Below are 21,806 nucleotides of genomic sequence, written 5' to 3'. Positions count from 1 at the left end.
GCTTCTAAAGACGAGCGAATGAAAGGGGAATAAGCAAGTATGCCAAAAGGTGAAGGGAAAGTAGTTGCTCAAAATAAAAAAGCAAGACACGACTATTTTATTGAAGAAACGTACGAAACAGGAATTGTCCTACAAGGAACGGAAATAAAGTCGATTCGTAACGGGCGCGTAAACTTAAAAGACTCATTCGCACGCGTTCAAAACGGTGAGGTATTCTTACATAATATGCACGTTAGTCCATATGAACAAGGAAACCGCTACAACCATGAACCGCTGCGTACCCGCAAGCTTTTACTTCACAAGCGTGAAATCAATAAATTGATCGGCTATACCAAGGAAACAGGGTATTCACTTGTACCGTTGAAAATCTATTTAAAAAACGGCTTTGCTAAGGTTTTATTAGGTCTTGGTAAGGGTAAAAAGAAATATGACAAGCGCGAAGACTTAAAACGTAAAGAAGCGAAACGCGATATAGAGCGAGCTTTCCGCGATCGTCAAAAAGAATAGTTACATTATTTTACAATTGCAAAATGCTTGTTTTGTGCTATAATAAAAATAGTTATTCGTTAGATGACTTTTGCAAACACAAGTCGCTATCTGCTGTAAGTGAAAAATCTTACGCATTCCGACTCCCTTTTCATAATGGGGACGTTACGGATTCGACAGGGATAGTTCGAGCTTAGGTTGCGAGTCGAGGAGATGGCCTCGTTAAAACATCAACGCCAATAATAACTGGCAAATCTAACAATAACTTCGCTTTAGCTGCCTAATAACAGCTTAGCGGTTCCTCCCTCCATCGCCCATGTGGTAGGGTAAGGGACTCACTTTAAGTGGGCTACGCCGGAGTTCGCCGTCTGAGGACGAAGGAAGAGATTAATCAGACTAGCTCTTTGGGCGCCTGTCAGCAGGCAGATAAATGAGCGAAATGCGAATATGCTGACTACACTCGTAGACGCTTAAGTGGCGATATTTCTGGACGTGGGTTCGACTCCCACCGTCTCCACCAAATACATAATTTTGGTGGCTAACCTTACTTATAATAAGAACCATGAAGCTGCACTAGCTGCGGCTTCATGGTTCTTTTTTATTTGAAGTTTATTTATGTTGTTTCAGGTTAGAAGCTGAAACTGTTAAGGATTATGCTATGGCTATGTATTTCATCGCCATTTGAAAGAACGAAATAGTTGCATGAAGCGCAAACTGCATACCAATACATGCTCGCTGCCCATTTCCAAAGGGTTTAAAAGCATGATGTGGCACTTTTTTAGGATCTTCAAACCGTTCTGGAATAAACTCTTCTACATTATCTCCCCAAGCACTTTTATCACGATGCAAAGAAGGAAGTAAAACCATAATGCGCTCACCTTCTTTTTGCACAGGGTATTTGCCTCCAATAAGGGCGTCTTCTTTAGCAAAAAGGTTGAAAGCAGGTGCGGTTGGCCATAATCGGAGAGATTCGTTTAACACCATTTTGATATATTTGAGTTTTACTACTTGGTCATATGAAGGTATATCATCCGTCAAAATAGTATCGACTTCTGTATAAGCTTTTTCCAACTTATCAGGATTATTCATTAAGTAGTAAATGGCAAATGACAGTAATTCACTCGTTGTTTCATGACCTGCAATTAAAAAAGTAATAATTTGATAACGAATGTTTTCATCATCTAGCAGGTCATCTGTCTCAGGATCTTTAACGTTTAGCATGCGCGCCAATAAATCTTTGTCGTTCTGACCATTTTGGTTTTTACGTTCCGAAATGATACTATCAACCAATGAAAACATCGCTTGGATATCACGTTGAAAGTGTTTTTTGTTCGAACCATTAATTTATCTTGAATATCTAGTCGCTGCATTTGATGCATGGCTTCTTCTAAAGCACGTACCATACTTGTTACAAAAGGGTGATAGTTTTCGCGATAAAAGCTATTGAAGCGATAGTTGAACCCACATAAGCCAATTGTATCTAATGTGAGTCTGGTCATATCCTCTGGAACATCAACTTCTTCATTTGAGTTTAAACGCTCCCACTTTTGAACGAGCTGAACCGCAATATCAGTCATCATAGAATGGTAATCTTTCATTGCTCGTTGACTAAATGTTGGAGCCAAAATATTGTGTGCCTTTTGCCAGTTTGGTTCGTGTGTCCAACTTGTAAAGAGACCATCGCCACCAAAAGCGCGAACTTTAGCTAAAGCACCTTCAGCATTTTTATCAAAACGTCACTGGTCACACACTTCTTTTACAAGCTCATGTCCTGAAAGAACAAGAGAGGAGCCGGTCGGACCTTGTAATCGGAAAATCGGGCCATATTCTTCAGCTAATTTCATTAACGATAGGACGGGTTTATTTTTGTCAAGCAAAGGTACGTTGCCAAGAGGTCCATATGTTTTAGGTTGAGGTATTTCGGTTTTCATAAAAAAATCATCCTTCCTACATGTAATGAGTAAGTGCTATTCAGTTGTCGAAAAAAATTCTTTTCTCGAAAAATATGATAGGTAAATAATTTTATCATTTAATTATTTTCGATCCCGATGATATCCTTTTTGAAGGTAGGGTATCAGACGATTTCTAGCTTAGTATATGAGCTTATTCTTTGTAGTAGCTTTTATTTATCATCATGTAAAGATGAATGATGATGGTGCTGAAAGAATTGCCGAATAAATTAATTGCGGTATAATAGAAGGTGGCAGAGTGATGTTTTAACATTAGATATACATTCGAAAGAGAGTGAAAAATATGGGTCGTAAGTGGAATAATATCAAAGAAAAGAAAGCGTCAAAAGATGCTCAAACAAGTCGAATTTATGCTAAATTTGGCCGTGAAATTTATGTAGTAGCAAAACAAGGTGAGCCGGATCCAGAAGCAAACCAAGCGCTAAAAGTTGTTTTAGAGCGAGCGAAAACGTATAACGTACCAAAAGCTATCATTGACCGTGCAATTGAAAAAGCAAAAGGTGGCGGAGAAGAAAGTTATGACGAGCTTCGTTATGAAGGCTTTGGTCCAAACGGTTCAATGGTTATTGTTGATGCGTTAACAAACAATGTAAACCGCACAGCTTCAGACGTTCGCGCTGCTTTTGGTAAAAACGGCGGTAATATGGGCGTTAGTGGATCTGTTTCTTATATGTTTGATGCAACTGCTGTTATTGGACTGGAAGGCAAATCATCAGACGAAGTTCTTGAAATTTTAATGGAAGCAGACGTTGACGCTCGCGATATTTTAGAAGAAGAAGATGCAGTGATTGTTTACGCTGAGCCAGATCAGTTCCACGCTGTACAAGCTGCTTTTAAAGAAGCTGGTATTACGGAATTTACGGTGGCAGAAATTGTGATGCTAGCTCAGAGCGATGTGACGTTACCTGAGGATGCAAAAGCTCAGTTTGAAAAAATGATTGATGCACTTGAAGACTTAGACGATGTTCAACAGGTCTACCATAACGTTGATCTAAGTGAATAATTTAAAAAAGACGTTCCCATGTGGAACGCCTTTTTTATTAAGCTAATTCTTTTTGTTTTGTTTCAGATCCTAAGAAAATAACCGATGCCACACCAATTAAGATAGCTCCTGCGAAAATAGTAAATATAACGGTCAGAGAAGCGCCTTTAGTTGTTAAATAACCAATAAGCAGTGGGCCTAAAATTCCTCCAATTCTGCCAAAGGAAGCAGCCATTCCTGCACCAGTACCGCGAATAACTGTCGGATATTGCTCCGGTGTATACGCATATAAAGCTCCCCAAGCACCTAAGTTAAAGAACGACAAAAGCATTCCTGATGCTAGCAGTAAGCCGAGAGACTCTGCAGTTCCGAAGAAATATGCGCTTGCAGCCGTTCCAATGAGATAGGTGATTAGTACAAATTTTCGTCCCATTCGTTCAATGAACCAAGCGGCCGTATAATAGCCCGGCAGTTGTGCAAGAGTCATAATGAGTACGTATTCAAAGCTTTTAATTAAGCTGAATCCTTTTATAACCATCACGCTTGGTAACCATAAGAACATACCGTAGTAGGAGAATACAACGCAAAACCAAAGAATCCATAACATGATTGTTGGTTTACGATAGTCTTTGCTCCATACATGCTTAATATTATCTAAAACGGATGGTTTATGTTCTGCAATTGACTGTGTAAACTTCGGTGAATCTGGAAGTTTGATACGCAAATAAAGTGCGTAAAAAGCAGGTAAAGCGGTAATTAATAATGCGATTTGCCAGCCGAAGTTTGGGATAACAAAGTATGAAATAAGTGCGGCAGCTAACCAGCCATATGCCCAAAAGCTTTCCAGCAATACAATGATTTTCCCTCGTCTTTCGGGAGCTACGGTCTCTGATACAAGTGTTGAAGCAACAGGAAGCTCTCCGCCTAGTCCCATTCCGATAATAAATCGTAAAATTAAAAACATCCATAAAGTTGTCGATAAAGCAGACAATCCGCTCGCAATTGAAAAGAGTAATAGTGTAATAATGAACACCCATTTTCGACCGATTCGATCCGCAAGCAATCCAAAAACAAGAGCTCCAACAGCCATGCCGATGGAGTTCACACTACCAATCCAGCTCATTTCATTAGGTGTAAGGTTCCATTCTGTATGTAGAGCTGCAATAATAAACGAAAGAATGCCTACGTCCATTGCATCGAATAACCAACCGAGTCCGGCGATGTTTAATAGCTGACGTTCAGACAAATTGTTCTTACTCATAGGGTCCTCCTCTAACAGATGTCTTTACAGTAGTCTTAAACAGTTTACAACTGTCTTTACATTTTGTCACTAGTAATTTTGAGTTTGGCAAAAGTGAGAGGGTAGAGAATGGAAAAAAGACGCTAGTAAGCGTCTTTGTAGCATTAGCGATTTGTGTCTTCAATCGTACCTTCTTGGTAAGTGTCGCTCATTTGTTCATGCGTTTCAGAAAGGCCTTGTGATACTTCATCTGAATTTTTGTAGTCTGCAGCTTTAAATTGACGTCCTGCTAAATCATTTGTATTGACGGGTTTAATTTGTTTTTGGTTTTCATTTTTATTCATATTGTATCTTCCTTTCCTTAGTGAAATAAACTTCTTCCTCAGTTTGTGTGAGTAGGGAAAGATATATACAAAAAAAGAGTTTGGGACATAACAAAATGATTGCTTCTAAAAGACAAACACTAGCTGTTCCCATCTCTTTGATTTGTCTCAACCCGTTCGTTCCATTGCGCTACGGTCACTCGCTTTCCGCGGGGAGGAACCTGAGCTTCCTCGCTGCGCTGCGGGATCTCCGTTTTCCCTCTCTTTCCCGCAGGAGTCGAGTGTCCTACGCTCCATTCCACCCTGTTTCCAACATTGTTTTCACAATCAACAAAAAACCTGAACGATTAAAAGTTATGAACTCTCAATCGTTCAGGTATAGTAGAGGCTGAACTACTTATGTCCCAGCCTCCTGTTGTTTATTTTTCAGATAAAAATACTTTTTCAATATCATCTAGCATGATATTCGCAGCTAATACACCACCAGCAGTATTCCAGATTGCATCTTCTACAGGATACACGCTATCTGTTTTTGATACGTTCAAGTTTTTAAACAATGGATCGTTGGTCCACTCTTCAGCTACCTTTGTAGCTTCTCCATCACCAGTTTCGTATGAGAAGTAGAATAATTTATCTCCATCCATCGCTGGAATACGCTCTTTTGTTGCGTTCATTTCAGCTAAGTCGTTCTGCTGTTGTGATTCAGGACGAGCAAAGCCAAGTTGATCTAGAATTACACCAGAAAATGAATCTTTATGATAAATACGTACATCGCCAGCTGTAAAACGTACAACTGAAATTTCTTCTTTCTTTTGGTCTCCAAGCTTCTCTTTTAAATCAGCCACTCGGTTATCAAAGTCAGCTAATACTTTTTTACCTTCATCTTCTTTATTTACTGCTTTTGAGTAAAGCTTGAAGTTTTCTTTCCAGTCGCCTCTTAGTTCTTCAGCAAAAACAGTTGGTGCGATTTGGCTTAATTGATCATACACTTTTTCTTGACGCATTTTGTTACCAATAATTAAGTCTGGCTTTAAAGATGCAATCGTTTCAAGACTAGGTTCGCTTTCAGTACCTACGCTTTTAACACCTTCCATTTGGTCTTTAATATGGTCATACCAAGGATCTCCTAACCAAGACTCTACTGCTCCGACTGGCTTAACACCCATAGCTAATAGTGCTTCCGTACCTTCATTTGTCAAAATAACAACACGTTTTGGCGTTCCGTCAATTTTTGTTTCACCCATTGCGTGTTTAATTGTATAAGACTGATCTTTTGCTGCGCTGTCGCTGTTTTCTTTTTCACCTTCAGATGATGAATTACCGCAAGCTGCTAAGAAAACAAGAACCATTACAGCCATCAGTGAGAATAAATATTTCACTTTAGACGCTTTCATTTAATGAACCCCCTATGTATGATTGATAATGATTTTCAATTACAACTATGATAATATTGCAAAAATTAAAGGCTGTCAATAAAAAGTTGAAAATGATTCTCAAAGTCATTGACACTCATTTTAATGTTCCCTAAACTAAAAGAAAGTAATAGTTAAATAGGCTACCTTAGAGGAGCAATGAAGATGATTTTGCAAAATAGACAAATGAGAGTAACTGGTTTAATTTTAAGTATAATCTTTCTACTAATTTGTATTGGTTTAAGCATTGTCTTAGGCTATACAGATACAAGCATAAAAACAGCTATAAATGCGTTCCAGTCGTTCGATGGTTCAAACGAACATTTAGTTATACAAAATGTTCGATTACCACGTGCTCTAATAGGTGCTGTTGTAGGTGCATGTCTTGGGATTGCAGGCGCAATGATGCAAGCGTTAACGAAAAATCCGCTTGCTTCCCCTGATATTCTTGGTGTGAATGCTGGAGCAGGTTTTTTTATCGTGGTTGCCATCATGATTTTTTCAGTAAACTCTCTGCAAGCCTTTACGTGGATTGCATTTGTTGGAGCGGCTTTAACCGTAGTAGCAGTGTATTTGTTAGGCTCGATTGGTAAAGAAGGACTAACGCCTATAAAAATGACGCTTGCTGGAGCAGCAATTGCTGCGTTTTTTTCTTCTTTAACACAAGGTTTACTCGTATTGGATGAAACAGCACTCGATCAAGTACTGTATTGGCTAGCAGGTTCAGTACAAGGGCGTAAACTAGAAGTGTTGTATGGCGTACTACCTTATATTGCTGTCGCAATTATCGTGTCATTTATTCTGGCAGGGAAAATAAATATTTTAAATATGGGTGAAGATGTGGCGAGAAGTTTAGGGCAGCGAACCGTTGCTGTCAAACTAACAGCAGGTATACTCATTGCCATCTTGGCAGGAGGAGCCGTTGCCATTGCAGGCCCTATTAGCTTTGTAGGTATTATCATTCCTCATATCGTAAGAGCGTTTGTGGGCCACGACTATCGTTGGATTTTCCCTTATAGCGCAGTAGCAGGGGGGATTTTGCTGTTAATTGCAGATATTGCAGCTCGCTATGTTATTATGCCGGAAGAGATTCCTGTTGGCGTTATGACTGCTTTTATTGGAACCCCATTCTTTATTTATTTAGCAAGAAAGGGCGCTAAAGCATGAAGAAATATCAACCGATTCGTTTAAAAAATCTCTCTTTTTTACTAAATATAAAAGCTACAATTATTATTTCAGTTTGTACATTGTTACTGTTTGCACTCTTTGTATTAAGTGCTGGGATGGGTGAATTGTTCATTGGCCCATTTAAAATTATCGGAATTTTATTTGGGCAGGGCCTTGAGTTTGAAAAATTAGTGGTCACGTCATTTCGGTTACCTCGTATTCTTGTCGCTATTTGTGCAGGCATTTGCTTAGCGGCAGCAGGAGCCATTCTTCAAGGTCTTGTTCGCAATCCTTTGGCATCACCAGACTTAATTGGTTTAACGGGAGGAGCTTCTGTTGGAGTCGTTTTATTTTTAGCATTATTTAGCGACGAGAAAAACTCCCTAACAGTTAGCATTCAATGGCTGCCGCTTAGCGCATTTTTAGGCGCTTTAATTGTAGCAATCTTGCTTTATATTTTCGCTTGGCGAAACGGAGTATCACCGATTACCTTAGTACTGATTGGCATCGGCTTAACCGCTTTGACCAAGGCAATGACAACCTTATTTATGATTATGGGTCCAATTTATCAAGCGAGCCAAGCGAATATTTGGATTACTGGTAGCGTATATGGATCAAACTGGACAAATGTATATACGATTGCGCCAATTACTGTTATTTTAATCATTATTGCATTGGTTATGGTTCGTAACCTGAATATTCAAGAGCTGGGTGAAGAAGTTGCTATTAATGTGGGAAGTCATGTTCAAAAAAACCGCTTAATGCTGCTTGTAATGAGTACGGCACTAACGGGTACCGCCGTCGCGTTTGCTGGAGGTATTAGCTTTGTTGGGCTATTAGCACCTCATATTGCTCGCCGCCTCGTTGGCTCGTCGTTTGGAGTATTGCTTCCATTATCGGCACTGATTGGTGCAATTTTAATTGTGGCTGCAGATTTAGTAGGAAGAACGTTCTTTTTACCGCTTGAAATACCAGCAGGTGTTTTCACAGCAGCAATTGGAGCACCATATTTTATCTACTTGTTATATAAGCAGCGTAACGTCTAAACTTAATCTTTTCAAAAAAGGAGTGAAAGTCATGCATTCATTAGAAACAAAGTCGTTAAGCTTGTCGTATGGAGAAACAATGATTATCAATGAATTAGATTTGAAGATTCCTAAAGGGGAGATTACGGTTTTTATCGGAAGTAACGGCTGTGGGAAGTCAACGCTGTTACGCTCACTTGCTCGGCTTTTAAAGCCGCAAACAGGTTCGGTTCTGTTAGAAGGATCTAAAATATCATCTTTGCCAACAAAAGAAATTGCTAAGCAATTAGCTATCCTACCCCAAGGACCGGTAGCACCTGAGGGTCTTACTGTTTTACAGCTTGTGAAGCAGGGGCGTTACCCTTATCAAAATTGGTTTCGCCAATGGTCGAAAGAAGACGAAGAAAAGGTTCAAAAAGCGCTAGAATCGACAGGGCTAAGTGATTTAGCTGATCGGCAGGTAGACTCTTTATCTGGAGGGCAAAGGCAGCGTGCTTGGATTGCTATGACTCTTGCTCAAGATACGGATATTATCTTGCTTGACGAACCAACAACGTATTTGGATATGACTCATCAAATTGAAATCCTTGATTTGCTGTTTGAACTAAATGAAAAAGAACAGCGAACAATCGTAATGGTTTTACATGATTTAAATTTAGCATGTCGTTATGCTCACCATATTGTAGCACTTCAGGACAAACAAATTTATGCGCAGGGAAAACCTGAAGAAGTGATTACGTGTCAGCTGGTTCGTAATGTGTTTAATATGAATTGTGAAGTAACAGTTGACCCGCTTTTTGGGACACCGCTTTGTATTCCGCACGGCAGAGGAAGATGTGTGGTTCAAAAGGTTGGAGCTGAACTCCAGCATGCTTAATAAAAAAGAACAGCAAGCGTTAGCAGAGAAGTTTAGAGCTACTTTTATACAAACGTCAGCCTATGAGATGAAGATAGCAGATCTTGCTGATGAGCGGAAGATGGAGAGTGCTCTCTCTTTTATTCAAGACAAGATAGAAGCGCCCAACTTAAGAGTGGTCGCTTCTATTTTTGCAAAAAGATTGGGGTTTGTAGCAGCAGGCTGCTTATATGCCTTTTCAGTATGTCAAAAAAGAGTCGACGTGCAGCGCCTTTCTTTACAAGCAGAGTGTGAAGATGATGGGTTATGGTTACCTCAAGTCTATTACCCGGAACAAGCCATTACTCAAGTTGACGTAGCGAATCGAAACGAAGAACGAAAAGAAATAGTGACTGAACTCTTGTCTGAAGGATTTGAGTCAATCTGGAATCCACTTAATCAATATACAGGTATTTCAAAAAGGGTGCTGTGGGAAAACATTGCCGTGTACCTACTTTGGCTATATGACCAATTAAAAAAAGATAATAACGTCAATCAGCTTCAGTTAGAAGATGACTTTACTTATCTTTTCTATGAAGCAGCGGGTAATCAGTTTGGTCAATATGAAGTCAACCCTTTAAGGTGCTATACAAGAGCAAAAAGTCGTCAAACGTGCTGTCTATCCTATCAGCTGGCTGGAAAGAAGAAGTATTGTAAAAGCTGTCCCATTTTATGTCGAGCACAAGACAAGGAGGCGCCAATTTATGGATAAAGAATTTAACGAGAAGTTTGATGCACTTCTAGAAAAATATACGGAGCTCATGGTGGGAGAAACAAATCCAGATTTAAAGGATAAGATTGAGAAGTGGGCTTTGTATACATATATTTCAAAGTCAATGCCACCGTTAATTAAGCATTGGAATCATCAATATCCTGAGGCTAAGCAAGAGATGGTCGAACTAATTAAAGAAATAAAAAGCTTAAACGAAGAGCTTCGTGAAAGCAAAAGCTAAAAGAGGCTGGGACATAAGTAATTCAGTCAATGATAAACCTAAACGATTGAGAGTTCCTCATTTTTAATCGTTTAGGTTTTTTGTTGATTGTGAAAACAATGTTGGAAACAGAGTGGAATGGAACGTTCTTCTTTTGGGAAATTTGTTTTGTTATGTCCCATCCTCTTTTTTGTCTAAATAAATTGCAGAACCGGACAAAAATAAGGTACATATACTAGTAAAGAAAAGACGACAAGTTGCTAGTTGAATGTATCTCTATTTTAAAAAAAAATGTTAAAATGTATAATAACTGCTATATTAAACGGCTCGGTGAAGGGTGGAAGCTTTAATATAAGCTCAGAAGATAAAAAATCGGGGGAAATGCTATGGAACAAACGATGCGCAACTTTTTTTTATTTTTATCTCAAAATAAAATGTTAACAAAGTTAGCGAAGCATTATGGCTTACGCTTTGGAGCCGCGCGTTTTGTAGCAGGTGAGACAATCGGCGGAGCAGTAGACGTAGTGCGTGAACTAAATGACCAAGGGCTGGATGTTACAATTGATCACTTGGGTGAATTTGTTACAACGGAAGAAGAGGCTGGTTATATGACGGAACATTGTATCCAAGCAATTCGACGCATTCACCAAGAGAAGCTTAGCTCTCAGCTTTCATTAAAGTTAACATCAATGGGCTTAGATATTTCCACAGAGTTAGTCATGAAAAACATGGAATACATCTTGAAGGAAGCAAAACAATATAATGTATTCATTACAATTGATATGGAAGATTACCAGCGCTGCGGAAAGACCATTAATATTTTTAAAGAACTTAAAAAGCGCTACGATAATGTTGGTACGGTACTTCAAGCATACTTATATCGAACAGAGCAGGATATTAAAACCCTGAGTGGATACGCTCCAAACCTAAGACTAGTAAAAGGAGCATATAAGGAATCAGCGGCCGTTGCCTTTCCAGATAAAATTGATGTAGATGATAGTTTTAAGAATCTCATTAAATTACACTTGCTTAATGGTCACTATACAGCAATTGCAACGCATGATGATCAAATTATTGAGTATACAAAGAAGTTAGCAGTCATTCATGATATTCCGCGTGATCAATTTGAGTTTCAAATGTTGTTTGGTATTCGACCCGAGCGTCAAAAGCAGTTAAGGAAAGAAGGATATACGATGCGTGTATATGTACCGTACGGGAAGGATTGGTACGGATATTTTATGAGAAGGCTAGCTGAGCGTCCAGCGAATGTAGCTTTTATTTTAAAGGGCATTGTGAAAAAATAATATTCATGAAAAAGATCGAACAAGACGATACCTCCTTGTTCGATCTATAGCTTAATTATCCTGCATATTTTGTTTTCCATATTGTTGATTTTGAGATGTTTTTTTACCGTGATTATGCACTTCTTGTGTTGGGCCAGCATTTCCTTTAACGCTAGCTGCGCTTACACCTGCTGATGAAGGATCTTTTTTTAAGCGTGACATGGTATCACCTCCTGGGTTTAATATAACCAAAGAAATAAAAAATAGTTGTAAATAATTATGTTCGTATATTGCGAAAATTTAAAAAATGTTTTATAGTAATATCAGAGATTAAAAGTAGCTCTCTTTTTTTTAATTATAAAATGAATGACTGTTCATTCAATGTATAGAGGGGGATGTAAGAATGAGCTTTAAAATTAAGAAGGCAGCTGTAATTGGCTCAGGGGTAATGGGATCTGGCATTGCAGCACACTTAGCAAACGCGGGAATCGAAACCTTGCTATTGGATATTGTGCCCAGTGAATTAAATCCGGAAGAAACCAAAAGTGGACTGACGCTAGAAAGTCCACAGGTACGTAATCGAATGAGCTTAACGGCATTAAAAAATTTAGCTAAGCAGAAGCCTGCTCCTTTAATGGCCAAATCACGAGTGGCTTTCATTCAGGCAGGAAATTTAGAAGATGACCTTGAAAAGCTGAGCGATTGTGACTGGATCATTGAAGTGGTGGTTGAACGATTAGATGTAAAACAACAGCTCTTTGAAAAAGTTGATGCGGTAAGGAAGCCAGGAACTATTATAAGTTCAAACACTTCAGGTATTTCAATTGAAGCAATGGCAAGCGGTCGATCTGATGATTTTAAAACGCACTTCTTAGGAACACATTTCTTTAATCCACCGCGTTATTTAAAGTTATTAGAAGTTATTCCTACTGAAGATACAAAAGAAGAAGTTGTTCAATATATAAAGGATTTTGGTGAAAACATTCTTGGAAAAGGCGTTGTCCTTGCAAAAGATACGCCTAATTTTATTGCAAATCGAATTGGAACCTATGGTTTGCTGGTAACAGTTCAAGAAATGCTTAAAGGTGGCTATAGCGTTGGTGAAGTTGACTCCATTACGGGACCACTCATTGGAAGACCTAAAAGCGCTACGTTCCGAACGCTTGACGTTGTAGGACTTGATACGTTTATTCATGTGGCTAATAACGTCTACGATAAAGTGGATGGAAAAGAAAAAGAGGTTTTTAACATTCCTGCATTTATGAAAATAATGCAGCAAAACGGCTGGCTGGGAAGTAAGTCTGGTCAAGGATTCTTCTTGAAAAAAGGCAAAGAAATTCTAGAGTTAAATCCAGATACTTTACAGTATGAAGAGCGTAAAAAACTTAGAACAGCGTCTGTTGAATTAAGTAAACAAACAAAAGGATTCTCCAATAAAATGAAAGCGCTTCTATATTCGGATGACCGTGCTGGGTCCTTCTTATGGAAAATCATTAGCCCAGTCTTACTTTATTCAGCCCAGTTAAAAGATGAAATTGCAGATGATATTGTGGCTATTGATCAAGCGATGAAGTGGGGATTTGGCTGGGATTATGGTCCATTTGAAACATGGGATGCAATTGGATTCACCTCTGCGATTGAAAAAATGGAGACCGAAGGGTTAGAAATGCCTGACTGGATCAAGGAAATGAAGGAAAGCGGATTTTCTGCATTTTATAAAGAGCTAGATGGACAGAAAATTTATTATGATCGAAACGAATATAAACCAGTTGTGGAAAACAAAAAAATTGTCCATCTATCAGCATTAAAAGCGCAAGATAAAGTCATTAAAAAGAATAGTGGTGCGAGTTTAATTGATTTAGGAGATGATGTGGCGTGCTTGCAGTTCACATCACCAAACAATGCTATTGGTCTAGATATTATTCAGCTGCTAAATGAATCATTAGAGGAAGTGAATCGGAATTACAGAGGTCTAGTGATTGGAAATCAAGGTAAAAACTTCTGCGTGGGTGCGAATCTAGCCATGATTTTAATGGAAGCTCAAGACGATAATTTCTTTGAAATTGAATTTGTTATTCGTCAGTTCCAACAGGCGATGATGAAAGTAAAATATAATGAAAAACCTGTCGTTGCAGCACCGTTTGCGATGACGCTTGGCGGAGGAACAGAGATTTGTTTACCAACTGCTAAAGTTCAGGCATCTGCTGAAACATATATGGGGTTAGTTGAAGTCGGAGTTGGCTTAATTCCAGGTGGAGGTGGAAACAAAGAGCTTTACTTAAAGCAGTTAAAAGGTCTTCCAAATGATGTGACCTTAGATTTGCAGCAAATTGCAAATAAAACGTTTGAAACGATTGCCACAGCTAAAGTCTCTAGTTCTGCTCTTCATGCAAGAGAGCTAAATTTCTTAAATCACCAAGATGGCATCACCTCAAACCAAGACCATTTGCTTCATGAAGCAAAGCAGTCTGTTCTGTCATTATCTCAGGCCGGTTATAAGCCACCGATTCGTGAAAAAGTGCCGGTCGTTGGTGAAACGGGATATGCAACTTTATTGTTAGGAGCTCAATCAATGAAGTATTCAGGCTTCATTTCTGATCATGATTATGAAATTGCGAAGAAATTAGCGTTTGTTATTGCTGGCGGACGCGTACCTTATGGAACAAAAGTAGACGAAGATTATTTACTAGATTTAGAGAGAGAAGCATTCTTGAGCTTAGTGGGAGAGATGAAGTCTCAACAACGTATGCAACATATGCTAGTAAAAGGGAAACCATTGCGTAACTAAGGGGGAGAAGGAATGAGAGAAGCGGTAATTGTAGCTGGTGCTAGAACACCGGTTGGAAAAGCGAAAAAAGGTACGCTTGCTACGGTTCGTCCTGATGATTTAGGTGCAATTACGGTAAAGGAAACGCTGAGAAGAGCAGGAGGCTATGAAGGACCAATTGACGATTTAATTATTGGCTGTGCCATGCCAGAAGCCGAACAAGGCTTGAACATGGCTCGTAATATCGGAGCGTTAGCGGGACTTCCATATACCGTTCCAGCGATTACAATTAATCGTTATTGCTCTTCAGGGTTACAGAGTATTGCCTATGGAGCAGAGCGCATTATGTTAGGGCAGGCCAAGACGGTATTGGCTGGAGGAGCCGAGTCTATGAGCATGGTTCCGATGTTTGGAAATGTGGCTCGCCCGAATGTACAGCTGGTAGAAAATGCACCTGAATATTACATGGGAATGGGGCATACAGCTGAGCAAGTTGCGCTGAAATATGGCATTTCACGTGAAGACCAAGATGCATTTGCTGTAAGAAGTCATCAAAAAGCAGCTAAAGCTCTTCAAGAAGGCAAGTTTAAAGATGAAATTGTACCTGTTGAAGTGACGATGAGAAGGTTAAATAGTCAAAATAAAATGGAAGAAAATAAGGTTGTTTTTTCACAAGATGAAGGAGTGCGTGAAGGGACAACAGCAGCAATTTTAAGCAAGTTACGACCTGCATTTTCTATGACGGGTTCGGTAACGGCAGGGAATTCATCGCAAACAAGTGATGGAGCTGCTACCGTAATGCTAATGGACCGTGAACAAGCAGATGCAGAAGGTTTGCGTCCGCTAGCAAAGTTTCGTTCGTTTGCAGTTGGTGGCGTTCCACCAGAAGTGATGGGGATTGGTCCAATAGCAGCTATTCCAAAAGCATTAAAGCTAGCGGGACTTGAACTTTCAGATATTGGACTATTTGAGTTAAACGAGGCCTTTGCATCTCAAGCGTTAGGGGTTATTCGTGAATTGAACATTGACGAAGATCGTGTGAATGTTAACGGTGGGGCAATTGCTCTGGGCCATCCACTTGGCTGCACCGGTACAAAATTAACGCTCAGTTTATTGCATGAAATGAAGAGAAGAAATGAACAATTTGGCGTTGTAACGATGTGTATTGGTGGCGGGATGGGCGCTGCTGGTGTATTTGAATTATTAGCTTAATGAAATAAGGGGGATATGGAGATGGCAAACCAAACGGAACAAACAATTAAAGGTGGTAGCTTTTTAATTAACGATCTTTCAGCAGAGCGAGTATATACACCGGAGGATTTCACAAGCGAACATAAAATGATTGCCAAAACAACGGATGAATACGTTGAAAACGAAGTAATACCGCAAGTAGAATTTTTAGAAAAGCATGAGTTTGATCGCTCAGTAAAGCTATTAAAGCAAGCCGGTGACCTTGGATTACTAGGAGCTGATGTTCCAGAAGAGTATGGAGGTCTTGGATTAGATAAGATTGCATCGGCATTAATTGCTGAAAAAATGTCGCGTGCAGGCGGATTTTCTATCACACACGGTGCACATGTTGGAATCGGTTCTCTTCCGATTGTGTTGTTCGGAACAGAGGAGCAAAAGCAAAAGTATCTACCAGATTTAGCAACTGGAGGTAAGATTGCCGCGTATGCGTTAACAGAGCCAGGATCAGGTTCAGATGCATTGGGAGCGAAAACAGTCGCTCGTCTAAATGCAGAAGGTACTCACTACGTGTTAAATGGTGAAAAACAATGGATTACAAACGCTGGTTTTGCTGATGTATTTGTTGTGTATGCGAAAATAGATGGAGAGCAGTTCTCAGCGTTTATCGTTGAACGTGACTATGCGGGTGTATCTGTTGGTCCTGAAGAAAAGAAAATGGGTATTAAGAGCTCTTCAACGCGTACCCTTATTTTAGAAGATGCACATGTACCAAAAGAAAACGTACTTGGACAAATTGGAAAAGGTCATATCATCGCGTTTAATATCTTAAATATCGGTCGCTATAAGCTAGGTGTAGGGGCAGTAGGAGCTGGTAAGCGTGCGATAGAATTAACTTCTGAATACGTGAATCAACGCCAACAGTTTAAGACACCGATTGCAAAATTTTCGTTAACACAAGAAAAGATTGCAACCATGGCATCGAAATTATATGCTTCTGAAAGCTCTGTTTATCGTACGGTTGGTCTCTTTGAAGACAGAATGGGTCAGCTATCGGAAGAGCAACAAAAAGATGGAAAAGAAATTGCTGCCTCAATTGCAGAGTATGCCATTGAGTGTTCGTTAAATAAAGTATTTGCAACGGAAGTGCTAGATTATTTAGTAGACGAGGGAGTTCAGCTTCATGGTGGCTATGGCTTTATGAGCGAATATGAAATTGAGCGCTTGTACCGTGATTCTCGAATCAACCGTATTTTTGAAGGAACAAATGAAATCAATCGTTTATTGGTGCCAGGAACGTACTTACGCAAAGCCTTAAAAGGTGAGCTTCCATTGTTACAAAAAGCTCAGTCACTACAGGAAGAGCTTATGATGCTAATGCCTGAAGAAGCTGGAGAAGGCGCATTAGATCAATCTAAACTATTAGTTCGTAATGGTAAAAAAATTGCGCTATTACTACTTGGTCTAGCAGCTCAAAAGTATGGTAAAAAACTTGAGGGTGAACAAGAGGTGTTAGTTAATATTTCTGACATGATCAGCAACGTATATGCAATGGAATCTGCTGTATTACGTACGGAAAAAGCAATTTTGAAAAATGGAGAAGAAAAAAATCAGCTTAAAGTCAACTATACAAAAGTATTCTGCCAAGAAGCATTTAATAAAATTGAAGCGGATGCAAAAGAAACGCTTATTGCTGTAGAAGAAGGAGATACGCTACGTATGATGCTCTCGTCATTACGAAAGCTAACTCGTCACACGCCGGTCAACGTTATTGTTGTTAAGCGAGAAATTGCAAAGGTTGTATTGGAAGAAGAGCGCTTTATTGTGTAATTTTAAAGTATGTAATAGAGAGCTGTGTAAAGGGAAAGTATGAGTATTCTCCTTTACACAGCTTTTCTTTGTTTAACTGCAAACTAAAATAGGTAAATTAAAGTTGGATGTGTTAAAATACGAAAAAGCGAAGAAAAAGGAGGCGAAATAATGAGCGTATTATTCTATTCATATCCTAAATGTGGTACATGTCGAAAAGCAAAACAATGGCTAGATCAAAATGGTGTGGCGTATGAAGAAATTCATATTATCGAAAATCCACCAACGAAAGAGCAGCTAACGAGCTATTATCAAAATAGTGGCTTGCCGCTAAAGAAATTCTTTAATACAAGCGGAAAGAAGTATCGTGAGCTAGGTCTGAAAGACAAAGTTGCAACAGCAAGTGATGAGGAATTACTTGAAATCCTTTCATCTGACGGGATGTTAATCAAGCGCCCGTTATTAACTGACGGTGATAAAGTAACGGTAGGGTTTAAAGAAGAAGAATTTGACACAACGTGGAAATAAATTTAAAATTCCGTGCGGATTCAAATAGAAAAAACCTGTTGTTTACGTTACACTGATAAGAGGTAGTCGTTGCTATTCATTAGCGGCATACATAATTTATTGGAGGGATTAAGATGAGTACACCAAAAGAGTTGCGTTATTCAGAAGAGCATGAGTGGGTAAAAAGCGAAGGAGAAGTTTTCCGGGTAGGAATTACACACTTTGCACAATCTGAACTTGGTGACATTGTATTTGTTGAGCTTCCAGAAGTTGGCGATAAAGTTGAAGCAGACGAGCCGTTTGGTAGCGTAGAATCTGTGAAAACAGTATCAGAGCTATATGCACCAATTAGCGGTGAGGTTGTAGAAGTAAACGAAGAATTAAGCGATAATCCTGAGTTTGTAAACGAGTCTCCATATGAAAAAGCATGGATGGTTGTAATTAAGCCTGCTGATTCGGAAGATGTTGAGAAGCTTATGACAGCTGAACAATACGATGAAATGATTAACGAAGGTTAATTGACTTCATCTTAAGACATTTCACTTGGTATATCCATAATTTGTCTTCATGGACCTATAACAAAAAGGGCACTCTATTTAGTAAACAAGCTAAAGGGGTGTCTTTTTATGTTCGAACGTAAAAAAGTTGACATAACGGATCGAATTACAGCAAAATTTCATGAAAATGGTATGCAATTGTATGTAGATAAACAATCAATTGGCCATGTGAATTATGGTGCAACGGGTAATCAATATAATTTAGAGTCAGGTTACACGCAAGAAAATAACAAGATTTATCAGTATGCTGACGTCCAGGCTGGAGCTACACAAAAGTATACGGACTGCGATTCAGAAGAGGGTTGGTGCTAAATTTAGCATGAAACCTCTGAGTGCAAGACTGATGGCGCCAACCACATAAGGTTTGGCGCCATCAGTCTAAGATGATCGAAAATAGTCTATTTTTTCAATAAAAAACAATTCATATATGTTCTTTTTACAGCAAAATCTTTTAAAAAACAGGGGAACTGTGTTACATTAACGAATATTGTATAGCATAAAGGAATAACGTTACTATACAACTGATAATCATAGGTGATGACGATGCGTTTAATAGAAATTGAAAAAGTAATTATTGTAGAAGGTAAGTCTGACAAAAAGCGAATCGAAAGTATTATTAATGAACCGATTGAGATTATTTGTACAAATGGAACCATCAGCTTGTCAAAGCTAGATGAGATTATCGATTCCACGTATGATAAAGATGTGTATATCTTGGTTGACTCAGATGATTCCGGCAATAAATTACGGAAACAGTTTAAAAAAGAACTTCCGGAAGCGGAGCACCTTTATATCGATAAAATGTATCGTGAGGTAGCGGCGGCCCCAAGAAATCATATTGCTACGGTACTTTTAAGTGCTAATATAGATGTTAACGCAGAATTTTTAATATAGAAGGATGAGTAACATGGAAGAGTGGACAGAGGAACAGCTAGACGAAAAGCTAAATAAAGACGAGCGTACGGTTATTTTTTTCCATACACCCCTTTGTGGAACGTGCCAACTAGCTAAAAAAATGTTAACAGTAGTAGAAGCGATTATTCCAGACTTAACAATCGGAATGAGTAATTTAAACTATATGCCTGCTAAAGCGTCTTTGCTCGAAATTGAAAGTGTTCCATGCCTAATTGAATATGGAAATGGCGAAGTGAAGCAGAAGCTGTATGCTTTTCACTCTGTTGAATACGTAATGGAACGTCTTAGTTAAACAAACATTTGTTTAAGGGTGTGCATGGGATTATTATCCTATGCGCATTTTTTGTTGACACCCTTTCTGACACATGCTAGAATCACAAACATAAATGAATGAATATTTGATGAAAACAAAATAATTTCAATAATTTGTCGTTAACTCTTATCAAGAGAGGTGGAGGGACTGTGCCCTATGAAACCCGGCAACCGTCAGACTAACTGAAATGGTGCCAATTCCTGCAAAGCATAAGCTTTGAAAGATGAGAGAAAGGATTTTATCAAAAACCTTTCTGCTCACGTGTAGAAAGGTTTTTTTATTTTCTAAAAGCAAGGACACACTAAGCAGACAGAGCAAGTCAACAAAGAAGGTGAAGAAGATGATTACGTTACAAGATGTAACGAAAATATATGATGCTAAAAGTGGGAAAGTCACGGCCGTTGATCAGGTTAATTTATCAGTGGCAAAAGGTGAAATCTTCGGCATCATTGGATATAGTGGAGCAGGGAAAAGCTCTCTTATTCGCTTATTAAATGGTTTAGAAACACCTACTTCTGGAACAGTAGAAGTAGCAGGAAATCAAATTGGGAAAATTAAAGGTGCTAAGCTTAGACAAGCTCGCCAAGAAATTAGCATGATTTTTCAGCATTTTAATTTACTTTGGTCTCGTACCGTGCAAGAAAACATTGCGTTTCCACTTGAAATTGCCGGTGTTCCAAAAAACAAACGAGCAGAACGTGTAAACGAGCTCATTAAACTAGTTGGATTAGAAGGTAGAGAAAATGCCTACCCATCTCAGCTGAGCGGCGGGCAAAAACAGCGTGTAGGAATTGCAAGAGCGTTAGCTAATAACCCAAAAGTCTTATTATGTGACGAAGCAACATCGGCACTTGATCCACAAACAACAGATTCGATCTTGGATTTGCTAGTTGATATTAATGAAAAGCTAGGTTTAACGATTGTCTTAATCACGCATGAAATGCACGTAATCCGTAAAATTTGTCATCGTGTAGCTGTGATGGAAAATGGAAAAGTAGTCGAACAAGGAGAAGTACTTGAAGTATTCCGTAAACCACAGCAAAATATTACAAAGCGATTTGTACAGCAAATTTCAGAGCCAGAAGAAACGTTTGAGACAGTGGAGCAGGTGAAGGAACTTTATCCAAGCGGTCGAATTGTTCAGCTCACATTTGTAGGTGGAAAAGCGGAGCAACCGCTCATTACGAGCATTTTAAAAGCATTTGATGTCACGATTAACATCTTACAAGGGAAAGTTTCTTATACACAAACGGGTTCTTATGGAACCTTATTTATTCATTTAGATGGTGAAGAAGCAGAGGTTAATAAAGTAATTGAGTACATCCGTGAACAACAGGTAGAAATTGAGGTGATGACGGATGCTAACTGAATTATTCCCAAACGTAACGTATGATAAATTTAGTGCAGCAACGATTGAAACACTTTATATGACAAGTATCTCAGTTGTTGCCACGTTTATATTAGGAATTGTGCTAGGCTTACTTCTATTTTTAACAGGCAAAGGTCAGCTTTGGGAAAACCGCTTCGTTAATATTATTATAGGAGCTTTTGTAAACATCTTTCGATCCATTCCATTTATCATCTTACTAATTTTGCTCATTCCGTTTACAAAAGCAATTGTGGGAACAATGCTAGGAGCAGAAGCAGCTTTGCCAGCTCTTATTGTTGGAGCCGCACCATTTTACGCGCGTATGGTTGAAATCGGCCTTCGCGAAATTGATAAAGGTGTGATTGAAGCAGCAAAATCGATGGGAGCGAAAACAAGCACAATTATCTTTAAAGTGCTGCTTCCAGAATCAATGCCTGCTTTAATTTCTGGTTTGACGGTTACAGCAATCGCACTCATTGGCTATACAGCAATGGCTGGAGCGGTTGGAGCTGGTGGTTTAGGAAACTTAGCATATTTAGAAGGCTTCCAGCGAAATAATAGTGATGTAACCCTTGTTGCGACAGTTTTAATTTTAGTGATTGTATTTATTATCCAGTTTATTGGTGATTTTATCACGTCTAAAATTGATAAACGATAAGAGGAGGA

At 39.0% G+C, this 21,806-nt stretch carries 22 protein-coding genes, 1 other RNA gene, 1 pseudogene and 1 riboswitch; of the genes and pseudogenes, 19 read left to right on the top strand and 5 right to left on the bottom strand.

The genetic code is table 11. The features are described 5' to 3' along the window. Positions 1 to 39 precede the first annotated feature (39 nt). Together smpB and ssrA are read left to right on the top strand one after the other, a co-directional pair. On the top strand, positions 40 to 507 hold the full coding sequence (smpB, locus tag MKZ18_RS19580) for an SsrA-binding protein SmpB (RefSeq protein WP_076512327.1): 468 nt from the start codon (positions 40 to 42) through the stop codon (positions 505 to 507). 137 nt (positions 508 to 644) lie between these two features. Further along, positions 645 to 1,006, top strand: a transfer-messenger RNA (tmRNA) gene (gene ssrA, locus MKZ18_RS19575). 137 nt (positions 1,007 to 1,143) lie between these two features. On the opposite strand, the pseudogene MKZ18_RS19570 reads toward ssrA, so the two are convergent. Then, a pseudogene (locus tag MKZ18_RS19570) lies at positions 1,144 to 2,417 on the bottom strand (cytochrome P450); the annotation flags it as partial. A gap of 322 nt (positions 2,418 to 2,739) precedes the next feature. Between MKZ18_RS19570 and MKZ18_RS19565 the strand changes: the two are divergent. Further along, complete coding sequence (locus MKZ18_RS19565) at positions 2,740 to 3,459, top strand: YebC/PmpR family DNA-binding transcriptional regulator (protein WP_035319819.1); 720 nt, start codon at positions 2,740 to 2,742, stop codon at positions 3,457 to 3,459. 37 nt (positions 3,460 to 3,496) lie between these two features. Here the strand turns inward: MKZ18_RS19565 and MKZ18_RS19560 are convergent, their stop codons facing one another. The 3 genes from MKZ18_RS19560 to MKZ18_RS19550 all read right to left on the bottom strand — a co-directional run bounded on the left by MKZ18_RS19560 (position 3,497) and on the right by MKZ18_RS19550 (position 6,395). Then, the gene (locus tag MKZ18_RS19560; RefSeq protein ID WP_061785938.1) at positions 3,497 to 4,699 is read right to left on the bottom strand and encodes an MFS transporter; all 1,203 of its coding nucleotides are present in this window, start codon (positions 4,697 to 4,699) and stop codon (positions 3,497 to 3,499) included. A gap of 143 nt (positions 4,700 to 4,842) precedes the next feature. Continuing rightward, the gene (locus MKZ18_RS19555) at positions 4,843 to 5,022 is read right to left on the bottom strand and encodes a YozQ family protein (RefSeq protein WP_025907485.1); all 180 of its coding nucleotides are present in this window, start codon (positions 5,020 to 5,022) and stop codon (positions 4,843 to 4,845) included. Positions 5,023 to 5,420: 398 nt separating this feature from the next. Further along, positions 5,421 to 6,395, bottom strand: coding sequence for an ABC transporter substrate-binding protein (locus MKZ18_RS19550; RefSeq protein ID WP_025909454.1), 975 nt, complete (start codon positions 6,393 to 6,395; stop codon positions 5,421 to 5,423). Between the two features lie 183 nt (positions 6,396 to 6,578). Between MKZ18_RS19550 and MKZ18_RS19545 the strand changes: the two genes are divergently transcribed. The 6 genes from MKZ18_RS19545 (at position 6,579) to MKZ18_RS19520 (ending at position 11,736) form a co-directional block, all read left to right on the top strand. Continuing rightward, the gene (locus MKZ18_RS19545; RefSeq protein ID WP_061786632.1) at positions 6,579 to 7,580 is read left to right on the top strand and encodes a FecCD family ABC transporter permease; all 1,002 of its coding nucleotides are present in this window, start codon (positions 6,579 to 6,581) and stop codon (positions 7,578 to 7,580) included. Beyond that, on the top strand, positions 7,577 to 8,626 hold the full coding sequence (locus MKZ18_RS19540; protein ID WP_061786631.1) for a FecCD family ABC transporter permease: 1,050 nt from the start codon (positions 7,577 to 7,579) through the stop codon (positions 8,624 to 8,626). Before MKZ18_RS19545 ends, MKZ18_RS19540 begins: the two co-directional genes overlap by 4 nt. 31 nt (positions 8,627 to 8,657) lie before the next feature. Continuing rightward, positions 8,658 to 9,482, top strand: coding sequence for an ABC transporter ATP-binding protein (locus MKZ18_RS19535; protein WP_025909451.1), 825 nt, complete (start codon positions 8,658 to 8,660; stop codon positions 9,480 to 9,482). Further along, complete coding sequence (locus tag MKZ18_RS19530) at positions 9,475 to 10,212, top strand: IucA/IucC family C-terminal-domain containing protein (RefSeq protein WP_025909450.1); 738 nt, start codon at positions 9,475 to 9,477, stop codon at positions 10,210 to 10,212. The genes MKZ18_RS19535 and MKZ18_RS19530 overlap by 8 nt, the downstream gene beginning before the upstream one ends. Beyond that, the gene (locus MKZ18_RS19525; RefSeq protein WP_025909449.1) at positions 10,205 to 10,453 is read left to right on the top strand and encodes a DUF2573 family protein; all 249 of its coding nucleotides are present in this window, start codon (positions 10,205 to 10,207) and stop codon (positions 10,451 to 10,453) included. Before MKZ18_RS19530 ends, MKZ18_RS19525 begins: the two co-directional genes overlap by 8 nt. A gap of 365 nt (positions 10,454 to 10,818) precedes the next feature. Further along, on the top strand, positions 10,819 to 11,736 hold the full coding sequence (locus MKZ18_RS19520; protein WP_061785068.1) for a proline dehydrogenase family protein: 918 nt from the start codon (positions 10,819 to 10,821) through the stop codon (positions 11,734 to 11,736). A gap of 51 nt (positions 11,737 to 11,787) precedes the next feature. Here MKZ18_RS19520 and MKZ18_RS19515 read toward each other — a convergent pair whose 3' ends face one another. Beyond that, complete coding sequence (locus MKZ18_RS19515) at positions 11,788 to 11,937, bottom strand: YuzL family protein (protein WP_076512331.1); 150 nt, start codon at positions 11,935 to 11,937, stop codon at positions 11,788 to 11,790. A gap of 181 nt (positions 11,938 to 12,118) precedes the next feature. On the opposite strand from MKZ18_RS19515, the gene MKZ18_RS19510 reads away from it, so the two are divergent. The 10 genes from MKZ18_RS19510 (at position 12,119) to MKZ18_RS19465 (ending at position 21,798) form a co-directional block, all read left to right on the top strand. Further along, entirely contained in the window at positions 12,119 to 14,503 is a 2,385-nt protein-coding gene (locus tag MKZ18_RS19510; protein ID WP_076512332.1) for a 3-hydroxyacyl-CoA dehydrogenase/enoyl-CoA hydratase family protein, read from the top strand. A gap of 12 nt (positions 14,504 to 14,515) precedes the next feature. Beyond that, the gene (locus MKZ18_RS19505; RefSeq protein WP_061785066.1) at positions 14,516 to 15,694 is read left to right on the top strand and encodes an acetyl-CoA C-acetyltransferase; all 1,179 of its coding nucleotides are present in this window, start codon (positions 14,516 to 14,518) and stop codon (positions 15,692 to 15,694) included. Between the two features lie 21 nt (positions 15,695 to 15,715). Further along, on the top strand, positions 15,716 to 17,500 hold the full coding sequence (locus MKZ18_RS19500; protein ID WP_061785065.1) for an acyl-CoA dehydrogenase family protein: 1,785 nt from the start codon (positions 15,716 to 15,718) through the stop codon (positions 17,498 to 17,500). Between the two features lie 150 nt (positions 17,501 to 17,650). Next, positions 17,651 to 18,007: an arsenate reductase family protein gene (locus MKZ18_RS19495; RefSeq protein ID WP_025909444.1), complete on the top strand. Its 357-nt coding sequence runs from the start codon at positions 17,651 to 17,653 to the stop codon at positions 18,005 to 18,007. 113 nt (positions 18,008 to 18,120) lie between these two features. After that, positions 18,121 to 18,504, top strand: a complete 384-nt coding sequence (gcvH, locus tag MKZ18_RS19490) for a glycine cleavage system protein GcvH (protein ID WP_061785064.1) — start codon at positions 18,121 to 18,123, stop codon at positions 18,502 to 18,504. A 108-nt stretch (positions 18,505 to 18,612) separates the two neighbouring features. Further along, entirely contained in the window at positions 18,613 to 18,855 is a 243-nt protein-coding gene (locus MKZ18_RS19485) for a YusG family protein (RefSeq protein WP_061785063.1), read from the top strand. A gap of 231 nt (positions 18,856 to 19,086) precedes the next feature. Further along, positions 19,087 to 19,437: a toprim domain-containing protein gene (locus MKZ18_RS19480; protein ID WP_025909441.1), complete on the top strand. Its 351-nt coding sequence runs from the start codon at positions 19,087 to 19,089 to the stop codon at positions 19,435 to 19,437. Between the two features lie 13 nt (positions 19,438 to 19,450). Then, entirely contained in the window at positions 19,451 to 19,750 is a 300-nt protein-coding gene (locus MKZ18_RS19475; RefSeq protein WP_061785062.1) for a thioredoxin family protein, read from the top strand. 144 nt (positions 19,751 to 19,894) lie between these two features. Then, positions 19,895 to 20,001: riboswitch (SAM riboswitch) on the top strand. 110 nt (positions 20,002 to 20,111) lie between these two features. Continuing rightward, positions 20,112 to 21,140: a methionine ABC transporter ATP-binding protein gene (locus MKZ18_RS19470; protein WP_025909439.1), complete on the top strand. Its 1,029-nt coding sequence runs from the start codon at positions 20,112 to 20,114 to the stop codon at positions 21,138 to 21,140. Beyond that, complete coding sequence (locus MKZ18_RS19465; protein ID WP_025909438.1) at positions 21,130 to 21,798, top strand: methionine ABC transporter permease; 669 nt, start codon at positions 21,130 to 21,132, stop codon at positions 21,796 to 21,798. Before MKZ18_RS19470 ends, MKZ18_RS19465 begins: the two co-directional genes overlap by 11 nt. The last annotated feature ends 8 nt before the right edge of the window (positions 21,799 to 21,806 follow it).

The organism is Priestia sp. FSL W8-0001 (assembly GCF_038050335.1).
In the GTDB taxonomy this organism is placed as follows: domain Bacteria; phylum Bacillota; class Bacilli; order Bacillales; family Bacillaceae_H; genus Priestia; species Priestia flexa.
The sequence above is the reverse complement of the archived record's forward strand: the minus strand, read 5'-3'. Positions and strand labels throughout refer to the sequence as shown.

Excerpts from the sequence above, each read along its gene's own strand:
- MKZ18_RS19560 (WP_061785938.1), bottom strand. The coding sequence starts at position 4,699 with ATGAGTAAGAACAATTTGTCTGAACGTCAGCTATTAAACATCGCCGGA.
- MKZ18_RS19475 (WP_061785062.1), top strand. The coding sequence starts at position 19,451 with ATGGAAGAGTGGACAGAGGAACAGCTAGACGAAAAGCTAAATAAAGAC.
- MKZ18_RS19545 (WP_061786632.1), top strand. The coding sequence starts at position 6,579 with ATGATTTTGCAAAATAGACAAATGAGAGTAACTGGTTTAATTTTAAGT.
- MKZ18_RS19555 (WP_025907485.1), bottom strand. The coding sequence starts at position 5,022 with ATGAATAAAAATGAAAACCAAAAACAAATTAAACCCGTCAATACAAAT.
- MKZ18_RS19510 (WP_076512332.1), top strand. The coding sequence starts at position 12,119 with ATGAGCTTTAAAATTAAGAAGGCAGCTGTAATTGGCTCAGGGGTAATG.
- MKZ18_RS19520 (WP_061785068.1), top strand. The coding sequence starts at position 10,819 with ATGGAACAAACGATGCGCAACTTTTTTTTATTTTTATCTCAAAATAAA.
- MKZ18_RS19530 (WP_025909450.1), top strand. The coding sequence starts at position 9,475 with ATGCTTAATAAAAAAGAACAGCAAGCGTTAGCAGAGAAGTTTAGAGCT.
- MKZ18_RS19470 (WP_025909439.1), top strand. The coding sequence starts at position 20,112 with ATGATTACGTTACAAGATGTAACGAAAATATATGATGCTAAAAGTGGG.
- MKZ18_RS19485 (WP_061785063.1), top strand. The coding sequence starts at position 18,613 with ATGTTCGAACGTAAAAAAGTTGACATAACGGATCGAATTACAGCAAAA.
- MKZ18_RS19500 (WP_061785065.1), top strand. The coding sequence starts at position 15,716 with ATGGCAAACCAAACGGAACAAACAATTAAAGGTGGTAGCTTTTTAATT.
- MKZ18_RS19480 (WP_025909441.1), top strand. The coding sequence starts at position 19,087 with ATGCGTTTAATAGAAATTGAAAAAGTAATTATTGTAGAAGGTAAGTCT.
- gcvH (WP_061785064.1), top strand. The coding sequence starts at position 18,121 with ATGAGTACACCAAAAGAGTTGCGTTATTCAGAAGAGCATGAGTGGGTA.
- MKZ18_RS19540 (WP_061786631.1), top strand. The coding sequence starts at position 7,577 with ATGAAGAAATATCAACCGATTCGTTTAAAAAATCTCTCTTTTTTACTA.
- MKZ18_RS19550 (WP_025909454.1), bottom strand. The coding sequence starts at position 6,395 with ATGAAAGCGTCTAAAGTGAAATATTTATTCTCACTGATGGCTGTAATG.
- MKZ18_RS19565 (WP_035319819.1), top strand. The coding sequence starts at position 2,740 with ATGGGTCGTAAGTGGAATAATATCAAAGAAAAGAAAGCGTCAAAAGAT.
- MKZ18_RS19505 (WP_061785066.1), top strand. The coding sequence starts at position 14,516 with ATGAGAGAAGCGGTAATTGTAGCTGGTGCTAGAACACCGGTTGGAAAA.
- smpB (WP_076512327.1), top strand. The coding sequence starts at position 40 with ATGCCAAAAGGTGAAGGGAAAGTAGTTGCTCAAAATAAAAAAGCAAGA.
- MKZ18_RS19525 (WP_025909449.1), top strand. The coding sequence starts at position 10,205 with ATGGATAAAGAATTTAACGAGAAGTTTGATGCACTTCTAGAAAAATAT.
- MKZ18_RS19535 (WP_025909451.1), top strand. The coding sequence starts at position 8,658 with ATGCATTCATTAGAAACAAAGTCGTTAAGCTTGTCGTATGGAGAAACA.
- MKZ18_RS19465 (WP_025909438.1), top strand. The coding sequence starts at position 21,130 with ATGCTAACTGAATTATTCCCAAACGTAACGTATGATAAATTTAGTGCA.
- MKZ18_RS19515 (WP_076512331.1), bottom strand. The coding sequence starts at position 11,937 with ATGTCACGCTTAAAAAAAGATCCTTCATCAGCAGGTGTAAGCGCAGCT.
- MKZ18_RS19495 (WP_025909444.1), top strand. The coding sequence starts at position 17,651 with ATGAGCGTATTATTCTATTCATATCCTAAATGTGGTACATGTCGAAAA.